This is a genomic window from Aureispira sp. CCB-E (assembly GCF_031326345.1).
Classification (GTDB): Bacteria; Bacteroidota; Bacteroidia; order Chitinophagales; family Saprospiraceae; genus Aureispira.
Map to the genome: position 1 here is coordinate 4,969,621 of NZ_CP133671.1, position 21,253 is coordinate 4,990,873.

At 36.1% G+C, this 21,253-nt stretch carries 16 protein-coding genes and 1 tRNA gene; 7 read left to right on the forward strand and 10 right to left on the reverse strand.

What is annotated here, in order from left to right; genetic code table 11:
- Positions 1-315 precede the first annotated feature (315 nt).
- From QP953_RS19165 to QP953_RS19175, 3 genes are all read left to right on the forward strand, one after another.
- Positions 316-786: a YdeI/OmpD-associated family protein gene (locus QP953_RS19165; RefSeq protein ID WP_052599321.1), complete on the forward strand. Its 471-nt coding sequence runs from the start codon at positions 316-318 to the stop codon at positions 784-786.
- Positions 787-824: 38 nt separating this feature from the next.
- Entirely contained in the window at positions 825-1,853 is a 1,029-nt protein-coding gene (locus QP953_RS19170) for an RluA family pseudouridine synthase (protein WP_052599320.1), read from the forward strand.
- Between the two features lie 333 nt (positions 1,854-2,186).
- Positions 2,187-2,645 (forward strand): FKBP-type peptidyl-prolyl cis-trans isomerase, encoded by a 459-nt coding sequence (locus QP953_RS19175; protein ID WP_309552431.1) that lies wholly within the window; start codon positions 2,187-2,189, stop codon positions 2,643-2,645.
- A gap of 111 nt (positions 2,646-2,756) precedes the next feature.
- Here the strand turns inward: QP953_RS19175 and QP953_RS19180 are convergent, their stop codons facing one another.
- From QP953_RS19180 to QP953_RS19195, 4 genes are all read right to left on the reverse strand, one after another.
- Positions 2,757-3,134, reverse strand: coding sequence for a DUF6326 family protein (locus QP953_RS19180; protein WP_052599318.1), 378 nt, complete (start codon positions 3,132-3,134; stop codon positions 2,757-2,759).
- Positions 3,135-3,256: 122 nt separating this feature from the next.
- Positions 3,257-3,829 (reverse strand): Crp/Fnr family transcriptional regulator, encoded by a 573-nt coding sequence (locus QP953_RS19185; protein ID WP_052599317.1) that lies wholly within the window; start codon positions 3,827-3,829, stop codon positions 3,257-3,259.
- An 11-nt stretch (positions 3,830-3,840) separates the two neighbouring features.
- Positions 3,841-5,298, reverse strand: coding sequence for a 23S rRNA (uracil(1939)-C(5))-methyltransferase RlmD (rlmD, locus tag QP953_RS19190; protein ID WP_309552432.1), 1,458 nt, complete (start codon positions 5,296-5,298; stop codon positions 3,841-3,843).
- Positions 5,299-5,521: 223 nt separating this feature from the next.
- Positions 5,522-6,031 carry a GNAT family N-acetyltransferase gene (locus QP953_RS19195; protein ID WP_052599315.1) on the reverse strand — a complete coding sequence of 170 codons (510 nt, stop codon included), beginning with the start codon at positions 6,029-6,031 and terminating at the stop codon, positions 5,522-5,524.
- Positions 6,032-6,502: 471 nt separating this feature from the next.
- Between QP953_RS19195 and QP953_RS19200 the strand changes: the two genes are divergently transcribed.
- Positions 6,503-6,576 (forward strand) — tRNA-Arg (locus QP953_RS19200).
- 179 nt (positions 6,577-6,755) lie between these two features.
- Here the strand turns inward: QP953_RS19200 and QP953_RS19205 are convergent.
- Entirely contained in the window at positions 6,756-12,017 is a 5,262-nt protein-coding gene (locus tag QP953_RS19205) for a WGR domain-containing protein (protein WP_309552434.1), read from the reverse strand.
- Between the two features lie 522 nt (positions 12,018-12,539).
- On the opposite strand from QP953_RS19205, the gene QP953_RS19210 reads away from it, so the two are divergent.
- Entirely contained in the window at positions 12,540-14,036 is a 1,497-nt protein-coding gene (locus QP953_RS19210) for a hypothetical protein (protein WP_309552436.1), read from the forward strand.
- Here QP953_RS19210 and QP953_RS19215 read toward each other — a convergent pair.
- From QP953_RS19215 to QP953_RS19230, 4 genes are all read right to left on the reverse strand, one after another.
- Positions 14,033-14,764: an ABC transporter ATP-binding protein gene (locus QP953_RS19215; RefSeq protein WP_309552438.1), complete on the reverse strand. Its 732-nt coding sequence runs from the start codon at positions 14,762-14,764 to the stop codon at positions 14,033-14,035. The two genes, QP953_RS19210 and QP953_RS19215, sit on opposite strands and share 4 nt — an antisense overlap.
- A 7-nt stretch (positions 14,765-14,771) precedes the next feature.
- Positions 14,772-15,401: a class I SAM-dependent methyltransferase gene (locus QP953_RS19220; RefSeq protein WP_309552440.1), complete on the reverse strand. Its 630-nt coding sequence runs from the start codon at positions 15,399-15,401 to the stop codon at positions 14,772-14,774.
- On the reverse strand, positions 15,379-15,915 hold the full coding sequence (locus QP953_RS19225) for a DUF1361 domain-containing protein (protein ID WP_197043920.1): 537 nt from the start codon (positions 15,913-15,915) through the stop codon (positions 15,379-15,381). Before QP953_RS19225 ends, QP953_RS19220 begins: the two co-directional genes overlap by 23 nt.
- A gap of 420 nt (positions 15,916-16,335) precedes the next feature.
- Positions 16,336-17,379 carry an amidohydrolase family protein gene (locus QP953_RS19230; protein WP_309552441.1) on the reverse strand — a complete coding sequence of 348 codons (1,044 nt, stop codon included), beginning with the start codon at positions 17,377-17,379 and terminating at the stop codon, positions 16,336-16,338.
- A gap of 164 nt (positions 17,380-17,543) precedes the next feature.
- On the opposite strand from QP953_RS19230, the gene kdsB (QP953_RS19235) reads away from it, so the two are divergent.
- Together kdsB (QP953_RS19235) and kdsB (QP953_RS19240) are read left to right on the forward strand one after the other, a co-directional pair.
- Positions 17,544-18,128: a 3-deoxy-manno-octulosonate cytidylyltransferase gene (gene kdsB / locus QP953_RS19235; RefSeq protein WP_309552443.1), complete on the forward strand. Its 585-nt coding sequence runs from the start codon at positions 17,544-17,546 to the stop codon at positions 18,126-18,128.
- A gap of 413 nt (positions 18,129-18,541) precedes the next feature.
- Positions 18,542-19,306: a 3-deoxy-manno-octulosonate cytidylyltransferase gene (gene kdsB, locus QP953_RS19240; protein WP_309552444.1), complete on the forward strand. Its 765-nt coding sequence runs from the start codon at positions 18,542-18,544 to the stop codon at positions 19,304-19,306.
- Positions 19,307-19,435: 129 nt separating this feature from the next.
- Here the strand turns inward: kdsB (QP953_RS19240) and QP953_RS19245 are convergent, their stop codons facing one another.
- Entirely contained in the window at positions 19,436-21,079 is a 1,644-nt protein-coding gene (locus QP953_RS19245; protein WP_197043919.1) for a glycosyltransferase family 39 protein, read from the reverse strand.
- Positions 21,080-21,253 lie beyond the last annotated feature (174 nt).

Below are 21,253 nucleotides of genomic sequence, written 5' to 3' on the forward strand. Positions count from 1 at the left end.
AAATATAAGAACATTTTTGTTAGTGACAATTTGTCCATTAATTATTCCATCAAAACAAAAGATAAGTTATAAAAATAAGAGACTTAGACGAGGTACAAAGAAACAGTTCATAAAGTACCACATAGTAGTAACTAAGTAAGTGGGCAGAAAAAAATATAGCTAAAAAATAGACTTATTTTTAGTGCTAATCGAAGAGAAACAGTGCAGCTTTAGCGGGCTAAAACAAAATGCTTCGATGAAGAGTAGTGCAAAAAGAAGGTTATTTTTATATAATTTTTTCTGAGCGATTACTTATGCTAAACAAAACGAACATTTATGATAAAATCACACAATATTACAGCTATTATTCAAAGTACATCGAAGGGAGGTGCTTATATTGAAATCCCCTTTGATGTAGAAGAAGCTTTTGGTGCAAAGCGACCTAAAGTAAGTGTACTTTTTGAAGGGCAAGAACCCTATAGGGGTACACTCTCTCGAATGGGAACAGTTAATCACATTCTAATTGTTAGAAAAGACATTCGAAACAAACTCAATAAGGAAGTTGGTGATCATATACAAGCCTCAATATCACTAGACACTGCTCCTAGAGTGGTAGAAGTTCCTCCTGAACTACAAGAAGCATTTGCAAAAGCTCCAAAAGCAGCGGCTTTTTATCAACAACTTTCCTATACTTGCCAAAAAGAATACGCCAACTATATCAATCAGGCTAAACGAGCAACAACCAAAGAACGACGCGCCTTAAAAACTATAGAATTATTAAATAAAGAAATAAAAACTCCTTTCTAGGTTTAGTAGTCGACTGAAATGCGTATCTTTGCAAGATTATGAAAGAAGAAAAAATAATCAACAACGAAGTTTATCTCCTACAAACCTTTATCGCTGACCCTGGACAAGAACCCATTCGACTTGATAAGTTCTTAATGGGCAGGCTCGAAAATGTAACGAGAAATCGAGTGCAAAAAGCCATTGATGATGGTTGGATCATGGTGAATGGGAAAAATATCAAAAGCAACCACAAGGTCAAACCTGGGCATAAAATTACCGTCCGCTGGAAAAAACAAAAAACAGAAGGAGGACCAACTCCTCAAGAAATGGAGTTGGATATTCGCTATGAGGACAACGACTTTTTGATTCTGCACAAACCTGCGGGATTAGTCGTTCACCCTGGTATTGGTAATGCCGATGGAACCTTAGTCAATGGCTTGGTGCATTACCTAAAAGGGCTTCCAATTACTCAGGACAACGAGCGACCTGGTATTGTGCACCGAATTGATAAAAATACCACTGGATTAATGATTGTCGCTAAGACAGAAGAAGCTATGTCGAATATTGCTAAACAATTTTTTGATCATAGTATCGAACGTCGTTACCAAGCATTGGTCTGGGGAGATATTGAAGAGGACGAAGGCACGATTACAGGCCACATTGATCGTCATCCAAGACATCGCAAATTAAGACAAGTTTATCCAGATGGAGAACGTGGAAAACACGCTGTTACCCACTACAAAGTTTTGGAACGCTTTGGTTATGTTACCTTAGTAGAATGTCGATTGGAAACAGGTCGTACGCACCAAATCCGTGTTCACTTTAAACACATCGGACATCCTTTGTTTGGTGATGTTGAATATGGTGGTGATAAAATCGTTAAAGGAACTGTATTTAGCAAGTACAAACATTTTGTTTTAAACTGCTTTAAGCTACTCCCTAGACAAGCACTTCATGCCAAAACAATTGGTTTAATACACCCGTCTACGGGGCAGTTTGTTGGGCAAGATTCTGAACTTCCAGAAGACATGAGTGCTGTTTTGGAACGCTGGCGAGCTTACACGCAAGGAAGATTGGTATTAAAATAGCTCTTTTAGTAAATAGTAGTTCGTTGATTAGCTCCCTGCGGTCGTGAGATCGCTATCGCTTAGTTGTTTACTTTTTTACCAAAAAGATAAAAAAGCACATTTATATTAGTTTGATAATCATTTTTTTTAACACAAAACACAACAAAGACATAACCTATTGATTATCAACTGCGCAGCACTCATGCAATAAACTAATAAAGTTTAGCTGCGCTGCTACTCCGTGGTTTCAACGAACTATTGAGTAAACCCACATTTGGCAAATCATGTGGTAGCATTAAATAACTAAAATTAATAGATGACCATTTAACTGACCAAAGAATCAAATAAATTATTATGAAAGCAATATTTTCACTCTTTGTATTATTAATAGTAAGTTACTCATTTACTAGCTGTAGCGAAGACATTCGATCAAAAGACGAAGAACGCATCCAACAATATATTCAAGATAACAACCTTACGGTTATTGAGGCACAAGATGGATTATATTACACCATGGATGTTGTGGGCACAGGAGATCAACCAAGTGGTGTTTACAGCACGGTCACGGTTCACTATACCGGTAGACTCCTTGATGGAACTGTTTTTGATAGCTCTATTGGGCGCAATCCTTTTACAAGCCCGCTAACCAATGTTATTAAAGGGTGGCAATATGGTATTCCTTATTTTAAAGTTGGTGGAAAAGGTAAATTATTGATTCCTTCCCACTTAGCTTATGGTTCTTCGGGTTCGGGTGCTATTGGACCTAACGAGCCTTTGGTTTTTGACATCGAACTACTCGCTGTTCAGAATTAAGTTGATGCTTATTTAAAAATATTACTCCGTTAATTTTTTAAAATGCCTAGGTTCTTTGTGATAAGAGCAGCCTAGGCATTTTTTTTTTACTAGAGTCCTTTTTGACACCACCTACAACACACTATCTTCCACCTCCTTCCAAGTCCAAGCGGTAACAAGAATTATAACAAGCAAGAGAATTTCAATACTTGCAATTATCAGATAATGCCATGCGGTATCTCCTCCACCAATAATATATAATATTGTAAATAATGCAGCTCCAATATTAGCCCGACGATTGGCAACAGGGCGTAAATACCTTGAAAGAAAAACCATTATGATGGGAATGTTGGTCAAAATAGCTGCTATCGCCATGATAAAATGTACATCTCCTGGTATATCTAGAATACCTCCATGCACAAGTTCTATTATAATGCTATAGATATCTGCATAAATCATATTGAATAACAAAATCATCCACAAAGTCGAAAGCTTAATTTTTACATCCATTGTTCTATATTTAGTATTAAATTCTAGCTTCGTTAGGTCTAATTTTTAACGAAGTACTGTTAAATAGAACAATGATAAGGGATCATTTGGTCAAATAAATTGACTTGAGTTAAGAACGAAAATTATTTATCATTAAGTCGTTTTCGAATGCGGCTCAATGATTCTGGCTTAATTCCTATATAACTGGCAATTTGATACTGAGGGACTCTTTGTAATAATTGAGGTTTCGTTTTAATCAAATGCAAGTACCTTTCTTCTGGAGTGGAGTTAAACATCTTAGCAAAAGCGACTTGTTGATTGGCAAGTTCTTTTTCAGACAAGATTCGGCATAGTGTTTCAAATTTCGGGAACTTTTGAAAAATGGTTTGTTCCATTTGAGGAGTTGAAACCAACACAACTGACGTTTCTTCACAAGAAATATAATACGTAGAAGGGCTCTGATTAATTAAACTTTCTGGCGTAACACCTTCTTCCTCCATATAAAAAGCGGTTGTTTTTTCTTCTCCTTCGTCCAAATAATAGCATCTCAAGCAGCCTTTGATAACAAAATAAGCTGCTTGAGCAAATGCTCCTTCATGAAGTAAAATATGTCCTTTCGGATACGTTCTAAATAGATCAAAATCCAACAAAGCAACTTTCTCCTCTTCTGTCAATACGATGTGTTTGGCTAAAAATTGAAATAAGGCTGCTTCCATAGTATCTAAGTTTAAGGGCGCTCAAATAAAGCAATACTTTCGATATGGGCTGTATGAGGAAATTGATCGGCCAAACAAAATCGCTTTAGCTCATAACCAGCTTCCATCAAGGTTGCTGCATCTCTAGCTTGTGTAGAAGGATTGCAAGAGACATATACAATAGATTTTGCCCCCAACTCAATAATTCGTTGCAAAGCTTTGGGAACAATCCCTCCTCTCGGTGGATCCAATACAATCGTTCCAATCTTTCCTTTGTATTGAGGATAATCAAACAAGAACTTGCGCACATCTGCGGCATAAAACTGAATGCCGTCAATACCATTTCGTTTGGCATTTTCTTTTGCATCTTCAATCGCTTCTGCTACGATGTCAACACCAATCACTTGGTCAATATTTGAATCATTGGCTAGTAATTGGGCAATTGTCCCTGTTCCGCAAAACAAATCCATAGCAACAGCATTGGTTGTTCCCGAATGCTCCATCCCTGCTTGAACGTATTCGATTACTTTAGAATATAATTTTTCAGCGCATTTAGGGTTTGTTTGAAAGAAACTTTGCATGCTAATTTCAAAATCCAAGCCCAAGATGTTTTCTACAATTTTTTCTTTGCCATACAACAGTGTCGATTGTTCCGCAGGTTGTTTGGCGACATCTCCAATTTCATCGTTAATCGTATGAATAACTCCTGCTAAGCGTTCGCCTAAAATCCCTTTTAGTAAATCAACAAAAGCCATTTTATCAAACTGCTCTAATTTCGAGCTGGTCGTTACCAAATTAAACAACAACTCATCATGTGCATAACTCTTTCGAACGACCAAAAATCGAAAGAAACCTTCACTTTTGGCAGGATTCCAAGGTGGCAAATTGGTTTGTTCACAATATTGACGAATTGAAAGCATTGCCCCTTCAAATTGTGCATCAAACAAGCCCGAATCTGCTTCCAAATTTTCGACAGCCCACCATTGTCCTCTCCGTTTGAATCCCAATGCAAAGCCTTCCGACTCTTCTCCTGTTCCTAACTCTGAAACTAGCGTAGAAAAAGAATATTCCATCTTATTTCTATAATGCCATACAAGTGGAGAACTGATGTAAGTTTCGTACAAATCCTTAATTTCCTCTATTCCACTCAATCGCTTGAACATTTCCAAGGTAGAAGACTCCTTGTATTGCTCCTGTTTTTCGATTGGCAACCTAGCAAAAGGAGCACCAGGAATGGGTTGGTAAGGCAAATTTATTTCATCCTTGGAGGGCTGCACTACTTTTATCAATTTACACTTTGCAAATCGCTTTTTCTTTTTAACAATTTTTGCATGAACCAATTGCCCAGGTAAGCTATTTTTTACAAACAAAACATAATCTCCATGTTCTGTTTTTAATTTAGCCAAGCCCTCACCACCAAATGCAACATCCTCAATTTGAACGTTTTCTAAAATCGCTCCTTTTTTTATTTTTACTGTATTTGTATCCACTCTTTATAATTCTATGTTTTTTTGCTAATCTATTTTCTTCCCTAAGCTTTGTTTGGGAGTAGCAAAAATAAGCAATGCGCGCTGAATAAAAAATAAAAGTAGAAAGTAGTCTCTTGATATTGTAAGAATACCAGCTACTTTCTACTTTTATTATCAACTAAATTTCAAATTGATGTTCTACAACATCAGCAATGTCAACGTTTTTTTTAGAAATACCAAACAATTAAGAATAAGCCGTTCCAACAGCTTCCAACTTGTCTAATTTTTCAGATTTTTTCTGAATTTTTTTCTTCATAACATGTTGCTTAATACCGTTGCCCGTAAATTCTTTTCCATGTTTAGTGTAGCCAAACTTTGTATAAAAATCTAAGGCACCTACATGAGCATACAAACGAATTTCTTTATAGCCTTTTTCTATCAACAACTTTTCAATAGATTCCAAAACATCTCTTCCCACTCCAATTCCTTGTAAATCCTTGCGAACGACAACCTGACGCAGCAAACAAATTTTACGCTTGTTTAGAAATTCATCTTCCTCTTCACAAACCTTTGCTACAATGGCACCAATTAAAACATGTTGCTCATTCTGAACCATCAAATGTACATCCTTGTATTCCTCTGCAAAATCTTCGATTGTAATTTCAGCATTAAGAGGTTCATAAAGCGTTTCAATACGCATGGCTACCAACTGATCGTATTCAGGGGTGGCAAACATAACTGATGTAATATTCATAAGTACTTAATTTTAGTAAGTAGAAAGACAAAATTAGTAACAAAATATAGACAGCTTTTGTTTTTCTACTTATGTCTATGATTACTTAATATAAGTAAGAAAGCAGAATTAGTTTAAATTATAGTTTGTATTAGATTTTGAGTTTAGAATAGTCAAAAAACGAAACTTTAATGCACGAAAGCTTTAGACCAAGATAATTTCAAAAATATTGCTACTTTTTTCGATCTCTTATTACTTCTTCTCTACTAAATATACAATTTACATTCGTGAGAACAGAAAAATATAAAAAAAATATCTCAAAGGGAATTTTTTTTAACCAATGCCCGTTTAACTATTAGCTTGTTTATCAAAGACTAAAAGAAACACAATTATTTTTTTGTTTTTTTTATTAAAAAATAACGACATTCTTTTTCTTTTTTTGACAAAAGCGTGTATATTTGCAATCGCTTAATAAAACAAGCACAACAAAACGGTTCGATAGCTCAGCTGGATAGAGCATCTGCCTTCTAAGCAGACGGTCGCAGGTTCGAATCCTGCTCGAATCACTTAAAAGTCATCTAGTTTATACTAGATGGCTTTTTTTGTTTTACTCCAGTTCCTCATATTAACGCAATAAAAAAGTCTGTTCCATGCCTTCTAAAAGCATCAAACAGACTTATATTTTATATCCTAGTTCTTGCCCCTTTCGCAAGATTGTGCGGTTCTCAATATTATCACACAAAAACTATGGATTAAAATCTTTGATAATTTTCATCGCAGCGGCGTGTCGATCGTTTAAATCTTTGGCAGGAATTGTCATTAAAAGTGCTGCTGCTGTTTTCCAATATCCCTTTCGGGCAATTTCTAGCGCATAATCCTTCATCCCATATTTTCGATTAGCTGGCGTCTGCTTTTTAAACATTTTATAGGATGCTTCTAACAATTCCAAATCTAAATATAGCTTTTGCAATTCACTAGCAGAATAACGATCATCTGCCTTACTTTGATTAGCCAATGCATTGGCTTTTTCCAATAAGTTATTCGCTTGATCTTCCTTGCCCAATCGACTGGCAGCCTTCGATAATTCAATACAGAACTTTATCGTTTCTTGAACAACCATCTCCTCTTTTGTCACCAAATCTATAGCTTGATTCAAAATTTGCAGTTGCACCTCGGTGTTATCTGCTGGGCATTCTAACAAACCAACCAAGTAAAGTACTCGGTTACGAACATCGCTTATTTTTTCTGAAGTTAACAACCCATCATCAACCAAACCAAGATTAGATTTTGTTCTTCCCAAATCCTCATAATAACGATCTTTATAATAAGCATTGGTCGTTGTTGTATAATTTAGAATACTTTCCTTAGCTTTTTCAGGATTGATATAACTCATCAACTTTAAGTACTCCATTACGCTACCATCGTATCCTTTGGAAGCTTCCATTTTTGTTAACAAATAATCCGTCCCCAACTCTTTCTCACCAACTTCTATATATTTTTGAATCAGCAAAGCTTCACAATGGCTCGTGCTCAACCCTGGAAATTTCTCCATCCAAGCAATCGCTTCTTGATACCGTTTTTGTTCTAATAGCGCTTCAAATCCTTTATCTAGCAAGTCAAATTCATCAATCTTGCCACATTTCTGAATCCCCAAATCAAAATATTCCATTGCCAAATCTAAATGCCCCAAATCCATTAATAACAAAATAAATTGTACTTGATAGGAACTAAACCATCCCTCGTTCCAAGGGCCATTCGACATAACATCCATTGCCTTTTCATGTTGATGGCACAGAAGATAACTAGTCGCCAAGTGGGTATATTTTTCAAAGGTATTCGATTCCTTTTCTATTTTTTGATACGATAGGTCAAAATATGTTTTGGATGTTTCGCTTAAACCTAACAAAGCTGCGGCGGCTGCCAATGGTGCATAAACAAAGGTAGCAGCCCAATCATTTCGATCTTTTTCAGGCATATTTTCTAGCGCATTGACACCCTTTTCAAATGCTTCTTTTGCCAAATCAAGCACCCCGTTTTGAGCCAAATCAACAGCTACAAAACCTAAATTCGACACCAACACATAAGGTTCGGAACTGGCAGCAGCAATTTTAATAGCTTTTTTATACGCACCTATCTTAATCAATTGACGAGCAATAATACCATTGTGTTTGCTAATGTGATAATGCCAACCTCCTTTCAATTCCGCCAAGGATTTTTGGTGTACTTGTACAATATCCAACAAGGATCCTCCTTTAGAAAAAGAGATGCCCGCCTTTTTCGGTTTGGTTTTCTTAGGAGCTTTTATAAGTGCTTTTTCTTTACTTGTCAATCCCAGCTTAGGATCTTCTTTAGCTTCATATAGCGTTGTATACAGATGCTTTTTACTGCCCCAACAATACGACCAAGCATATTTATTTTCATATACATACGCCAAATGTTGATCTAACCCATCTACATTCAAATCATTGCCGATTACGACTCCTGTTGGAACAACCGCAATCCACTGCTTCCGCCCCTTATCATCTAAAGGGTAATTAGGAACCACATCGTATTTAATCGAGAAATCTTTTTTCCCTACTTGAAGCGGACTCGCTTGATCATACAATGCATTATAAGCCTTCGCTTGCTGATCCTTATCACAAGATTGAATACACGTCCCATCTTCCTTGTAAAAAGAAATCCCATAGGCACCTACGACTACAATTGTAGCCCCCCAATAAATTCCTTCAGCAGTAACCACAAACTCACTAAGCAAAGATTGTGTTTCGATGGACCAGACTTGTGCTTTCCCTGACTCTAATAATACCACAAGTTTGTCACCTTCTTGATTGAATTGAACACTTCTAAGTTCTGAATAAGATGCTGCTTCTTTGAGTACATTATCATTAAGAGTCCATCGAGCAATTTGCTTTTCTGCCTCATAAACCAACAATGTTTTTTCGCCATAGACCACACACCGTTGAGCTTCTTCTGAAAACTGTATTCCTTTAACACTCATCAAGCAACTAGTTTTAGAAACAATCTCCCCTGTTTGGATAGTTGCCCAAACCAATTTGTCAGAGTCTTGATAAACCATTCTATCATTGCACGCACTAAATCCAACAGGTTGGCTGATAGATTTCAACCAAACAACTTGTTTGGAATCCAAATCTACCCCATATACCTGATTTTGGTAGTTATAACCATAAGCAAACCGACCATCAGGGGTCGTTCTACACCATTTGTAAGGTTGCAAATCGTTTCCATTAAGCAAGGGCTTGATATTGGCTGCTAATTTCATAGACATCCACTTGGCATTATCTTCATACGTGTTCTGCCTTTTGTTGGAGGTTATTGCTAGAGGAATTTCAGAATTGTGCCAACAACTAATGACAAAAGCATCTTTGTTTCCTTGCCATGTCCATGCTGGGGGTCTTGACCAACCATTTGTTACTGATGCCGATGCCAAAGGGCTAGAAGCATCTGAAAAAGGGTTTAATTTTGCTACAGTATTGGTATTTAAACCCGCACCAATGTATCGACTGCTGGCACTCCATTGAAGCATATGAGGATAATCAGGCCAACCAATACCACCATAAGACTCTTTTAACAAATTCACACAACGCCCAGTAGCCGTTTCCCATATTTGTACCGTTCCATCTTCTTCATAATTATCTCCTACCCAAGTTCCAACTGCCAAATATTGCCCATCTGGACTCATAGCAAAACTGTTTATTTTTTCTTCGTGTGCAAAAGAGTGTCTCAGCAAAGCACCAGACTCCAACATACGTTCTGTAAAATATTCGTGTGCAGCTCCAACACCATCCTCTATTGCTATCTTTTCTAGTGCACTTCGTAACCTTAAGAATAACGGAACATCCAACGTTTTCCAATCCATAGATTTCAAAAAACGAAACACTTCTTTTTCTGTTGGAGTGCCATTCAAAATACTAGTATTTATCTCTAGTGTACTGCTTGCTTTTTTTTCTTCTTGTTTAAGTTGTAACAACGAAGATAAATCAGTCTTCAAAATTTCTAACTCCTCTGTTGCCGCATATAAGATTCCTGTTCGACTAAGTGTAGCGGTTGTAATCGGTTGTTTTAAATTGGCAATTTGCCTCAAAAGTTGTTGTTCTACCTCCAATACATACACATTCCCTAGTTTATCAACGATTAGCAATTCTGATAGGTAATCTTTTTTAAGAACTGTCTTAATCGTATCCAATGCCAGATCAAAAAACAAGGAAGTTGTAGATTTTCCATCCCATAATCTAATTTCATTATCCGCAATAGACAATACTAGAGAACAATTAGGGAACGTATGTAATACTTGAATTCCCTTACTATGCGCATTTTTAATCACCAAAGAAGCTTTCTTTTCCCCCATCGTCCAAAATTCCAGTGTTTTACCTTGCACCACAACAAACTCATCATCTTTCCAGAGATAAGCCTTTACATTTTTGCTTGGCTTAAAAGCCTGTAATTCTCTCCCCGAGTGGCTCCAAAGTTTGGTCATTTTCTTTTCTCTCGAAAAATAACCTGAAGTAGAGAGCAATCGCCGTTCATCAAAATCAATACTTTCAAACAAACCAGATAAAATAGGTGTTTCTTCTCCCGTTTTTAGATCGAACCAAGCATAAGTACCTCCATAATTTTGGTATCGACGCTTGAGCAAAAGTTTGCCCGATGTTTTTTCAGCGACAAAAGATTCTATATCCAACGCATGTTTTACGGAACCATCTGCCTCAAAACAATGCGCTATTTTCCCTGCCATTGTCCACAATTCATTTTGTGCATCGTCAATATACAACGTACGACACGCGGCTGTCAATCCTTTCGATACCAACAAAGGTTCACCCGATTCCAAACCAATTGGTTGCAACCTATTTCCCGCAGACTGATACAATGTTCCCGACCCTCCAAAAGCAATGTTTGCCCAAAGTGCTTCATTCGTTCTTACCCAAGCAACCGAAGCTTCTTCTACATTCCATAAAATAATATCTACTCCTGCCACTCGAATAGCCAACCACTTATCATCTCTCGATACCTCAAAAGACAAAACGCCCCCACTACTAGAATAATTCACCAATTCTTGGAGCAAATTGCCTTTTTCGACTTCCCATAGCTGCGCTTTTGTTTTATAATTAGCCGCTGAAACAGTATATAAAATTGTCCCTGTAGCGTTGAACTTTACTGCTATTCCATTCGATCCATGCGCTTTGGCTTCAAACTGAGCCACTTCATTGCCATCCAAATCCATGATCAATATTTGCTCTAAACTTTCTCGACCACCGTATTCAATGAACGCAATTCGTTGACTAACCGCACTAACCACCGTTCCACTAGAATTATTATGATTTTGCGGAGAAACTAAAGTTTTTAGTGTATTAAATTCATAATCTAGCAACATAAATCCCCCCGTATACCCCAAATAAATGTAGTTCTCATCCACATCTATATCACCAAAATAGCCTTTTATCGGTATTTCAATTAGCTGTTCTCGAATAAGCTCTAGTTTGTGTTGAGCACAATCAAAAAGATAGATATGGTTATCTCGATAAGTATCTTTCTTATAAATCAACAATTGTTCAGAATTAGGCACTGCTTGGACAAAAAAGGAACCAAAAAAATGCGTACTTTCTGCAAATTCATATTGGTCTAACAACGTTCCATCTAGTTGCCACAAGTAAAAATGATTCCTACTGGCTGTTACTACAACACCTTTTTGTTCATAATAATAGATATGCTCAACTTCCGCTTCGTGCTTAAAAATCGTATCGTTAAAAGGAGTATTTTCTAAATCTAAAGCAATAATAGGCATAGCAGGGTCTTCATAGCCACTCTTCTTTTTTTTAATAATTTCTCTTTTAAAAGCTAGCAATGCTTTTTCTTCCGTTTTGAGGTCTTTCTTAGTCAAGCGACCTTTCCCTCCAATTTTTCCATTTTGAATGGTTAGAAATTGTCCATCTAATTCTATTTCCCAAAACTTAGAAGATTTTCCTTGCTTATTTTCTAGATATTGTTTCATAAGGTGTGTTTATTTCTTTTTTGTGCTATTGATTGGTTTGTTTTGTTTTTTTAATTTAATACTACGTTCATTTTCTAGTTTAATTATCAATTTTTTAAACCTAAAGCAAACAAAATTATGTCTTGCTAATAATCAACTTCGAAGCCCCATGCAACACCACGTAGTAGCAGCGTATAACTAAAAACTCAGTGCTCATGAAGTACCACGTAGTAGCAGCGAAGCTAAACTAATACGATTTTCCAACGGAGTAATGATTTTTAGTTATCATATAACAATTAGCGAAACAATAATAAACTTTTTGAAAACAAAAAGCAAGATCTAAAACTATTTTGATTATATATTTGCTAGAATTGTAGTTTATATTTTTCCTTAACCTCTATCTATCCAATAAAAAAGCAACTATCCTACTCAACTAAAAAAACAACCTTCACAATACATTAACAATCTATAGCACAGCACTCACAGAACAAATTCATATATTTTCCATAAAAAAGACATACTGTGTACTAAAGTTTTAAAATTATGCGAAAAACATCCTCCCAAATTCACACCTTGATTCGTTCTTTAAGTAAGGAAGAAAAAAGAAAAGTTACCATGCATCTTAGAGGATTAGGCAAGAAGGGTATCAAGCATCTAAAACTTTTTAAAGCCATAGACAAACAAGAAATCTATGATGAAGAAACATTAAAAAAAGCCTTTAGAGGTACTTCTTTTAGCATCGAAAAAAAACGCTTATACGATTTGGTTCGTGAGGTTTTAATTGTTTTTCACGGTCAAGTAGATACAAGCCAAGAAATATTGGCAGGCTTGCAGTATTTTCGAATTTTAGTCCATAAGGAACTTTACAAAGCCGCTGAAAAAGAAATTTATAAACTCAAAAAAATAGCGGAAGAACAACAACTCTTTCTTTATGTTCAATTGATTGATCAAGAAATTTTAAAATTAGAAAACAAAGTGCTGCAATTTTATTCCTTTAAAGATGATTCTTTTACGGAGTTTATAGATGCGATTCAAACCAACTCATTGTTAGCTAATAATTTATATCATTACAACCTCCTAAAAACCCAATTGCATTATCTTTATCGAAAAAAGACTCGAATTCCCAAAGATTTATTGTTAGCAGAACAATTGATTCAACACCCTATTTTGGCTTCCCCTACTCAAGCACATAGTGCGCTCGCCCAATTGGAATACCATCAAATACACTTAATTTATGATGCCCTCAAAGGCAATTTAGAAAATGCGTTGGAACACAGTATAGAATCACTGTCTATTTTTGAGGCAGAGCTTATCAATATACGACCACCAGAAGAATACATCAGCCACTTATACAACCTTGCTAGCCGAGCACTTTTTTATAGAAAAATTGATTTAATCTTGTCCTTGATTGCCAAAATAGAAAAAAGTCAATATGCTTTAAAAACTCAACATCCAATTGAGCAACTACGTTTAATTGAGCTTAAAGCCAACATTTATGCCATTACAGGAAATACCCAAGAAGGTCTAAAATTAATTGCAGAACAAAGTGATTGGTTGGAAAAAACGCCCTTGGATGTTTTGGTTCCTTATTCCTGTTTTGTTTCCATCTATTTTGTAGTTCCTGATTATGAGAAAGCCTTGTTTTATATAGAAAAAATATTGGATAAAAAACAAAATAAATCTTATTTGGCGTTACAACTCAATGCTAATATCACCAAGTTATTGATCTATTTTGAGACACAAGAAGACTCCCTTCTCGAAAGCGCTCTCCGTTCGCTTCATCGACAACTCTATCCTCATAAAGAAAACTACAACTTAGAATTACGAATCATTCGATTTTTGAAAAAAATTCTTTCCACAAAAAAGAACGAACATCCTATCCTATTTCAGGAAATGTATGAAGAGCTATCTACTCTTTTTAATCATACGCCTAACAATAAAATCACCCAATTATCTATGATTCGTTCTTGGTTAAAAAGTAAAATACAGGGCTGCTCTTTAGCACTTATTTTGCAGCAGCATAACTCCCATGTACTCTAAAAATTGTAAGAAATACCTTCAATGGCAAATACTTCTTGAATTTGCTTTGTTTGCGTTAAGTTTTTGGACAAGTCTACGGTTATTTTGCCTTGATGAAAAAGCATTATTTGATGTGCAAATCGGAGTGCAATGTCTAGTTCATGTGTAGCTAAAAAAATAAGTTTTTGCTGCTTTTTTGCCAAGCGCTGTAAGGTTTGAAAAATTTTAATTCGATTGACAAAATCGAGGTGTGCAGTAGCCTCATCCAACAAAATAATAGGGGTATCTTGTGCTAAGGCTCTTGCCAAAAGTACCATTTGCTGTTCACCATCACTACATGCTGTAATATACTTGTTTGTCAAATGATTGATTTCTAAGTTCTCGATAATCGCCTGAATCGCTTGATGATCCTCTGCTCTCAATTTGCCCAAGAAACCCAAATAAGGATACCTTCCTAGAGCAATTAAGTCATACACTTTCATATAAGGTGTCTGAATTCGTTCTGTCGTGACAATGCTCAATTGAGTAGAAAAATCTTTTGCTGAAAAATCCTCTATTCTTTGTTCATTTAATAACAGCTGACCAGCTATAGGTTTCAGGAAATTCCCCAATGTTCTTAGCAAAGTGGTCTTTCCACAGCCATTTCGCCCCAATAAAGCCACCAAATTCCCTAGGGAAAAATCAGCATCCAAGGGGATTGAGTTAATTGCTTTTGAGTGCCCCACTTGCAATTTTTTTAGTTGTATCATGTCGTATTTAATCCTTTTTGGTGAAGACAAAAGATACTATTCTTGGCGGCAAGGTTCGGTTGTTGTCATCAAACCATTCTTGCAAATCAACACATTCAAACCCTGTCCTTTTAGCCACTTCTAAATATTCAGAAATGTGATGTATGTAACAATCCAACGTTTGCAAATCTCCACCTGCTTCAAATCGTGCCTTGCTTCCTAAGTATTGCTTAATAGGATGCAACTCCGAAACAAAAAAGGTACCTCCACTTTTAAGGACACGAGCCGCCTCCTTAAAAATAAATGTCAAGTCTTGTATGTGTTCCAACACAAGATTCGTTGTTGCCAAATCTACTTGTTGACTGGCAATAGGCCAAATACGTTGTATGTCGACTTCATAAAGATTCAACTTGTCCGTATCCAATTTTTCCTTTAACTTCCCTAACATTTCTGAAGAAAAATCCATCGCCCAAATTTCCTTTGCGTGCTTGGCTAGCCACACGGTATTTTTGCCCGTTCCACAGCCTATTTCCAAGACATTTTCAAAGGCATATTGACCTAATACTTTTTGAGTCACTAGAGCATCCAAATCTCTAGTTTTATTATGATTATCATCATAAATAGCTGCCCAACTATTATACGCTTCTTGATTGTTCATTTTGTATGGTTTGTTGAAATAATTTGATACAGCAATATCCCACTCCAAATAACATCCCATAAGTAAAGGTAATTCCCCAAATTCTAGGGTACCCCATTGGATTGCTTAAATATCGTAAGATTTCTTCAATAAGTCCTATTGGATTACTGATAATATCCCAGCTGTTAAAACGCATATAACGTCCCAAATAAATCCCAAAAGCATTTAAAAATATAATTCCTAAAAGTATTAGAATAGCTGTATGTGTCTTAAAGTACATTTTTAGTAGTTGTTCCATCATTAGTAATGTAGCATAAAATAAAACAACTCCTGTACTTGCATAAGAAAAAATCAATAGTGTATCAAACCAAAGTGGTGCGGTGTGTTTCCAATATATTAGATGAAATAAATCAGTGATAATGTAAGGAGAATTGGGTAAAAAAAGTAAACTAACTCCTCCCACGCCCCATACAAGTACTTCAGAAGCGTGTTGCTGTTTTAAGTACTTTGCACTGTGTATAAATAGTAATGGCAAAAATGCTAGAAATAAATTCCATACTAAAAATAAAAAATACCGCTCTTGAGCGTATACAATTCTACTGATAACCAGACAAAAATTAAATAAAAATAACAAGCTTAAAGCTGTAAAAAAGGGATATTTTGAGATAAAACCTTGACAAAATAGAACAAACGATTTCATACGATAAACATTGCTGCTCCGTAGTACATTTATTTCCTACTTCTCCAACTTGATATTCCAGTATTGGATTGGAGTTAGGCTATAATTGAATGGAACAATAGGGTTATTAAAAACAATACATTATTTAACTTTGAAATTCAAAGCACTTTCACTAATGTAGTTTCTATTTATCACAAAAACAACTTTATCAATGATAATTCCCATCCAAAAGTATCAACAACTAGTATTTGGTTTTTCCCCCTATTATTTGGTTAACTATTTATTGGATGCTGTTCCTAACCATCGCAAAACATTATCATGCCAGATCTCCTCTTGCTCATTGATCGTAATCATTCCATGAGCAACGGCTTCATCCAAAACTTTTCCTGGATAAGAATTCGGTACATCTTCCATTTCTCCTAAAGGATAAGGATCATCAATCCCAGCAATGATTTGAGCAACACCACAACGATTTTTTAATAACTGAAAGGTATATACATCATGTACCAAGGTATCAAAAAATAAATTGGGATGCCCTACCGAAGCCTGAGGGTGTTGCGTATTTGGAAACAAATCGGGTCTTCCATTAAATCCCTGTACTCTTCGTCCTAGATTGGCTTGTCCTAACATACAACCGTGTGCAAAACAAGTTCTAATGTTGGGAAAACGATTGGGAATATCTTTTAAGGTATACAAATGCAAAGTATCGGCTGTTTGCGCCATCATCCACACCAAATGAAAACGCCAATAAGTATCTTCCAACTGAATCATCTTTTGACCATCATAAGGATGTATTTCAATCGCCAATCCATAATGATTGGCCAAATCATAAATTGGAAGAACACTATCATCCGCAACAGAAGTCCATTTTCCTTCCGCGTTAATAAAATGTGTCGGCAAGCATAATACGGACATTCCCAATGTTTCTACACAACGCTCTATTTCTGCCAAAGCAAAGTCGATGTATCTAGGCTGTACAACAAAACCACAGGTCAATCTATTGGGATGATTCCGTTGCACCTCCGCATTAAAATCATTCTGAAATCGTATGGCATCTTTTGTATCTTCTAATGTCAGACCATTACAATATAACTGCGACAGGTTCAAAATTACAGTTCGCTCTATCTCATTTTTATCCATCCACTCCAACTTTTCTTTAAGAAAGAAGCTTGGTGCTGTAATCGGTCTAGCCCAATTTCCTTGTCGCATAAATTTTTTATCCTCATCAATCCAAAAAAGCTTTTTAGCTTTCATAAATTGTGGAATTTGGTGGGGTTCTGGCAATAAATGCCCATGCCCATTTATTTTCGATTTTTTCATTTTATATTGGTATCAATTGTTAGGTAAAAATCGCATTTTTCAATACTTTCCACAAGATAAATATTGTATCAAGCTTTTTAATAATAGTTCGTTGAAAAACTTTATTAGTTATCACAAACAAAACAAATAGCATAAAATTACAACGGAGTAAAATTTTATTATAAATGAAAAAATCAATTGGAATTATTCCTGCTCGCTATGCCTCTACTCGATTTCCAGGAAAACCTTTGATAGATATAGCGGGAAAAAGTATGATTCAACGTGTTTATGAGCAAGCGATGCAATCCAATTTGGATAAAGTAATTGTTGCTACAGATGACGCTCGGATTTACCAAGCTGTACAAAACTTTGGTGGTACTGTAGTTATGACTGGACTTCATGAAAACGGTACATCAAGGTGCATAGAAGCCTACTTAAAAGAGACAACTACTTACGACATATTGGTCAACATCCAAGGGGATGAGCCATTTATTGCACCTAGCCAAATCAATAGTATTCTCTCTGCCTTTAACGTTCCCGATACGCCTATTGCCACCTTAGCCAAACAAATTGACAATTTAGACGATTTGCTCAGTCCTAATGTTGTAAAAGTTGTTTTTTCTACTCCTATTGCAGCAGGTATTCACAACGCTCTATACTTTAGCCGTAGTCCAATTCCCTTTGTTCGAGACTTGCCTCAAGAGGCATGGCTTACACAGCAACATTTCTACAAACACATTGGTTTGTATGGCATCTTTTGTATCTTCTAATGTCAGACCATTGCAATATAACTGCGACAGGTTCAAAATTACAGTTCGCTCTATCTCATTTTTATCCATCCACTCCAACTTTTCTTTAAGAAAGAAGCTTGGTGCTGTAATCGGTCTAGCCCAATTTCCTTGTCGCATAAATTTTTTATCCTCATCAATCCAAAAAAGCTTTTTAGCTTTCATAAATTGTGGAATTTGGTGGGGTTCTGGCAATAAATGCCCATGCCCATTTATTTTCGATTTTTTCATTTTATATTGGTATCAATTGTTAGGTAAAAATCGCATTTTTCAATACTTTCCACAAGATAAATATTGTATCAAGCTTTTTAATAATAGTTCGTTGAAAAACTTTATTAGTTATCACAAACAAAACAAATAGCATAAAATTACAACGGAGTAAAATTTTATTATAAATGAAAAAATCAATTGGAATTATTCCTGCTCGCTATGCCTCTACTCGATTTCCAGGAAAACCTTTGATAGATATAGCGGGAAAAAGTATGATTCAACGTGTTTATGAGCAAGCGATGCAATCCAATTTGGATAAAGTAATTGTTGCTACAGATGACGCTCGGATTTACCAAGCTGTACAAAACTTTGGTGGTACTGTAGTTATGACTGGACTTCATGAAAACGGTACATCAAGGTGCATAGAAGCCTACTTAAAAGAGACAACTACTTACGACATATTGGTCAACATCCAAGGGGATGAGCCATTTATTGCACCTAGCCAAATCAATAGTATTCTCTCTGCCTTTAACGTTCCCGATACGCCTATTGCCACCTTAGCCAAACAAATTGACAATTTAGACGATTTGCTCAGTCCTAATGTTGTAAAAGTTGTTTTTTCTACTCCTATTGCAGCAGGTATTCACAACGCTCTATACTTTAGCCGTAGTCCAATTCCCTTTGTTCGAGACTTGCCTCAAGAGGCATGGCTTACACAGCAACATTTCTACAAACACATTGGTTTATATGCCTTTAGCCGTTCTTTTTTGTTGAAAACTTATCCAATTTTGGCTTCTGGTCAATTGGAAGCAATCGAAAAATTAGAGCAGCTTGCTTGGCTAGAACACAATCAGTCCATCCGTATTTTAAAAACGGACTATGAGGCTCCTAATATCGATACGCCTGAAGATTTGAATAAGGCTTTGGCTTGGTTGAAAAGTAATTGTTGATGGAAAAAACAGCTTGCTATTCCTAAACTCTCGTACAATTGGATGGAGCAATACCAAAATAGCAACATATGAGATTTCCCCAAACTGTACCATTCGTATTGTAGAAAAAAGACGGCAACGTTAAAGTTATCACTCTACATTACTGATGACCCAAAAGTCGTGTGCTTTTAAAGCATCATCTGTAGAACGGTGTTGTATTTTTTGAGCCTTAAATGGCAGTTTGGCTTTTTTGAATGCTTTTTGAAGTGGTTGAATGGCATCTTGTCCAATAATTAAAACAGTAGGCTGTTGTTCTAAAAAAGCGTTCATTGCCTTAGGAGAATGCATTTCTTCATAAGTTCCAAAGTGTTGTTCGGCATAAACCAATAGACTTATTTTTTGTTGCTTGATATTCAAACCCGTAAAAATAAGCCTTGCCTTGTTATTTTGTCCACTTTTTTCGTACGCTGTTGCTATGATATCGTCAAACGATTTGATTGGTGATTGCTCTATCAGCGGGCTAACACAAGTCCAAAGTAAAAACATAAAAACGCCTCCTAATACAGCGGTCTGCTGATACAACTGTTGAATATTTTCTCGTGCTTTTAACAAGGATATCAAAAGCAACAAAAGCACCATACTCATGGGGAGTAAATATACCAGCGTCCCATTTCCGACTAAGTAAACACCTGCTATAGGGAGTCCTATAATAATGAGTGCAAAAATTAAAGTATACAATACTAAGCCTATTTTTAGCAAGTTGGATTCAGCCTTTTTGTTTTCTAAATAACCAATTTGTAACGCCATTAAAAAAGCTAGTGCAGGCTGTGCCCCCATTGAGTAAGAAGGTAACTTACTACTCATAAATTCCCAAAAGAACCACCCCATTACCAACCAAATGACCAACATCAGCTCTTTGTTAGAGGGCTTTATAAAACCTTTAACAGATGCTTTGAGCGTTGGGAGCCAAAAAGGTAACCATGTCAAAAATGCAATGGATAGCACAACCAAATGATAGCCCCAAAAACCTGATTGTCCCAAGACAGATCCTCCAATTCTTCTCAATACATACCACTCCCACAAAAAAGGTAGTAAGTGAATTTTGTGTCCGTTCGCTTCCTCTTGCCACCAATCAGCAAAAGGAACGCCATTACCTGTTTGCTCCCACAGTAAGACGTCTTGACTATACGACGCATAACACCAACCAACAAAAGGAGTAATTGCCAACCAAGCAAAAAACCAAGGGTGGGTTTTTATTAAATTTTTCCTATTAGGATGAAAAATAGCTAATAATACCCACATCCCTCCTATTAATAAAATAATTGGAGGTCCTTTGACTAAAATTCCCATTGCAATAGCTCCCCACAAGCCTAGATTCCACTTCCATGAGGGGCGATAAATAAAATTCAGCAATGAAAGTGCAGCAATTGTTTGAAATAATAACAACGAAGCATCGGTTAGCGCAACTTTTCCCATCAATGGAAGTTGAATAGAAGTTGCTAGAATTATGGCTGCTCGACAAGCGTTTTTTTGCCCAAACAACGACCGTCCCAACAAAAACACCATCCAACAGGTCAATAAAATGGCAAGTACACTAGGCAACCTAAGCGCAAATTCGTTGACACCAAATAGTCGATAAGATAATGCAATGGTCCAAAAATGAAAAGGAGTTTTTCTATGAATTACAGACCATTGGTAACTAGGTTCTACCCAATCTCCTGTTTCCAGTATTGTCATTCCGAATCCTGCATAAGCTGCTTCGTCCTCATCCCACAAACTTACAGAATGGTTCATCCAAAGTAGATTAACAACAAACAAAAATCCAATGAACCAAACAAATTTAGGGTACTTTCTCATTCAAATAACAATTTCTACTGTACTGAACCTGTTTTAAATCAAAAAAAGAGTGCTTCCGAAAAAGCACTCCAAATTATAATTTTCTTTTGAGTTATTATTTATAATGCTCCA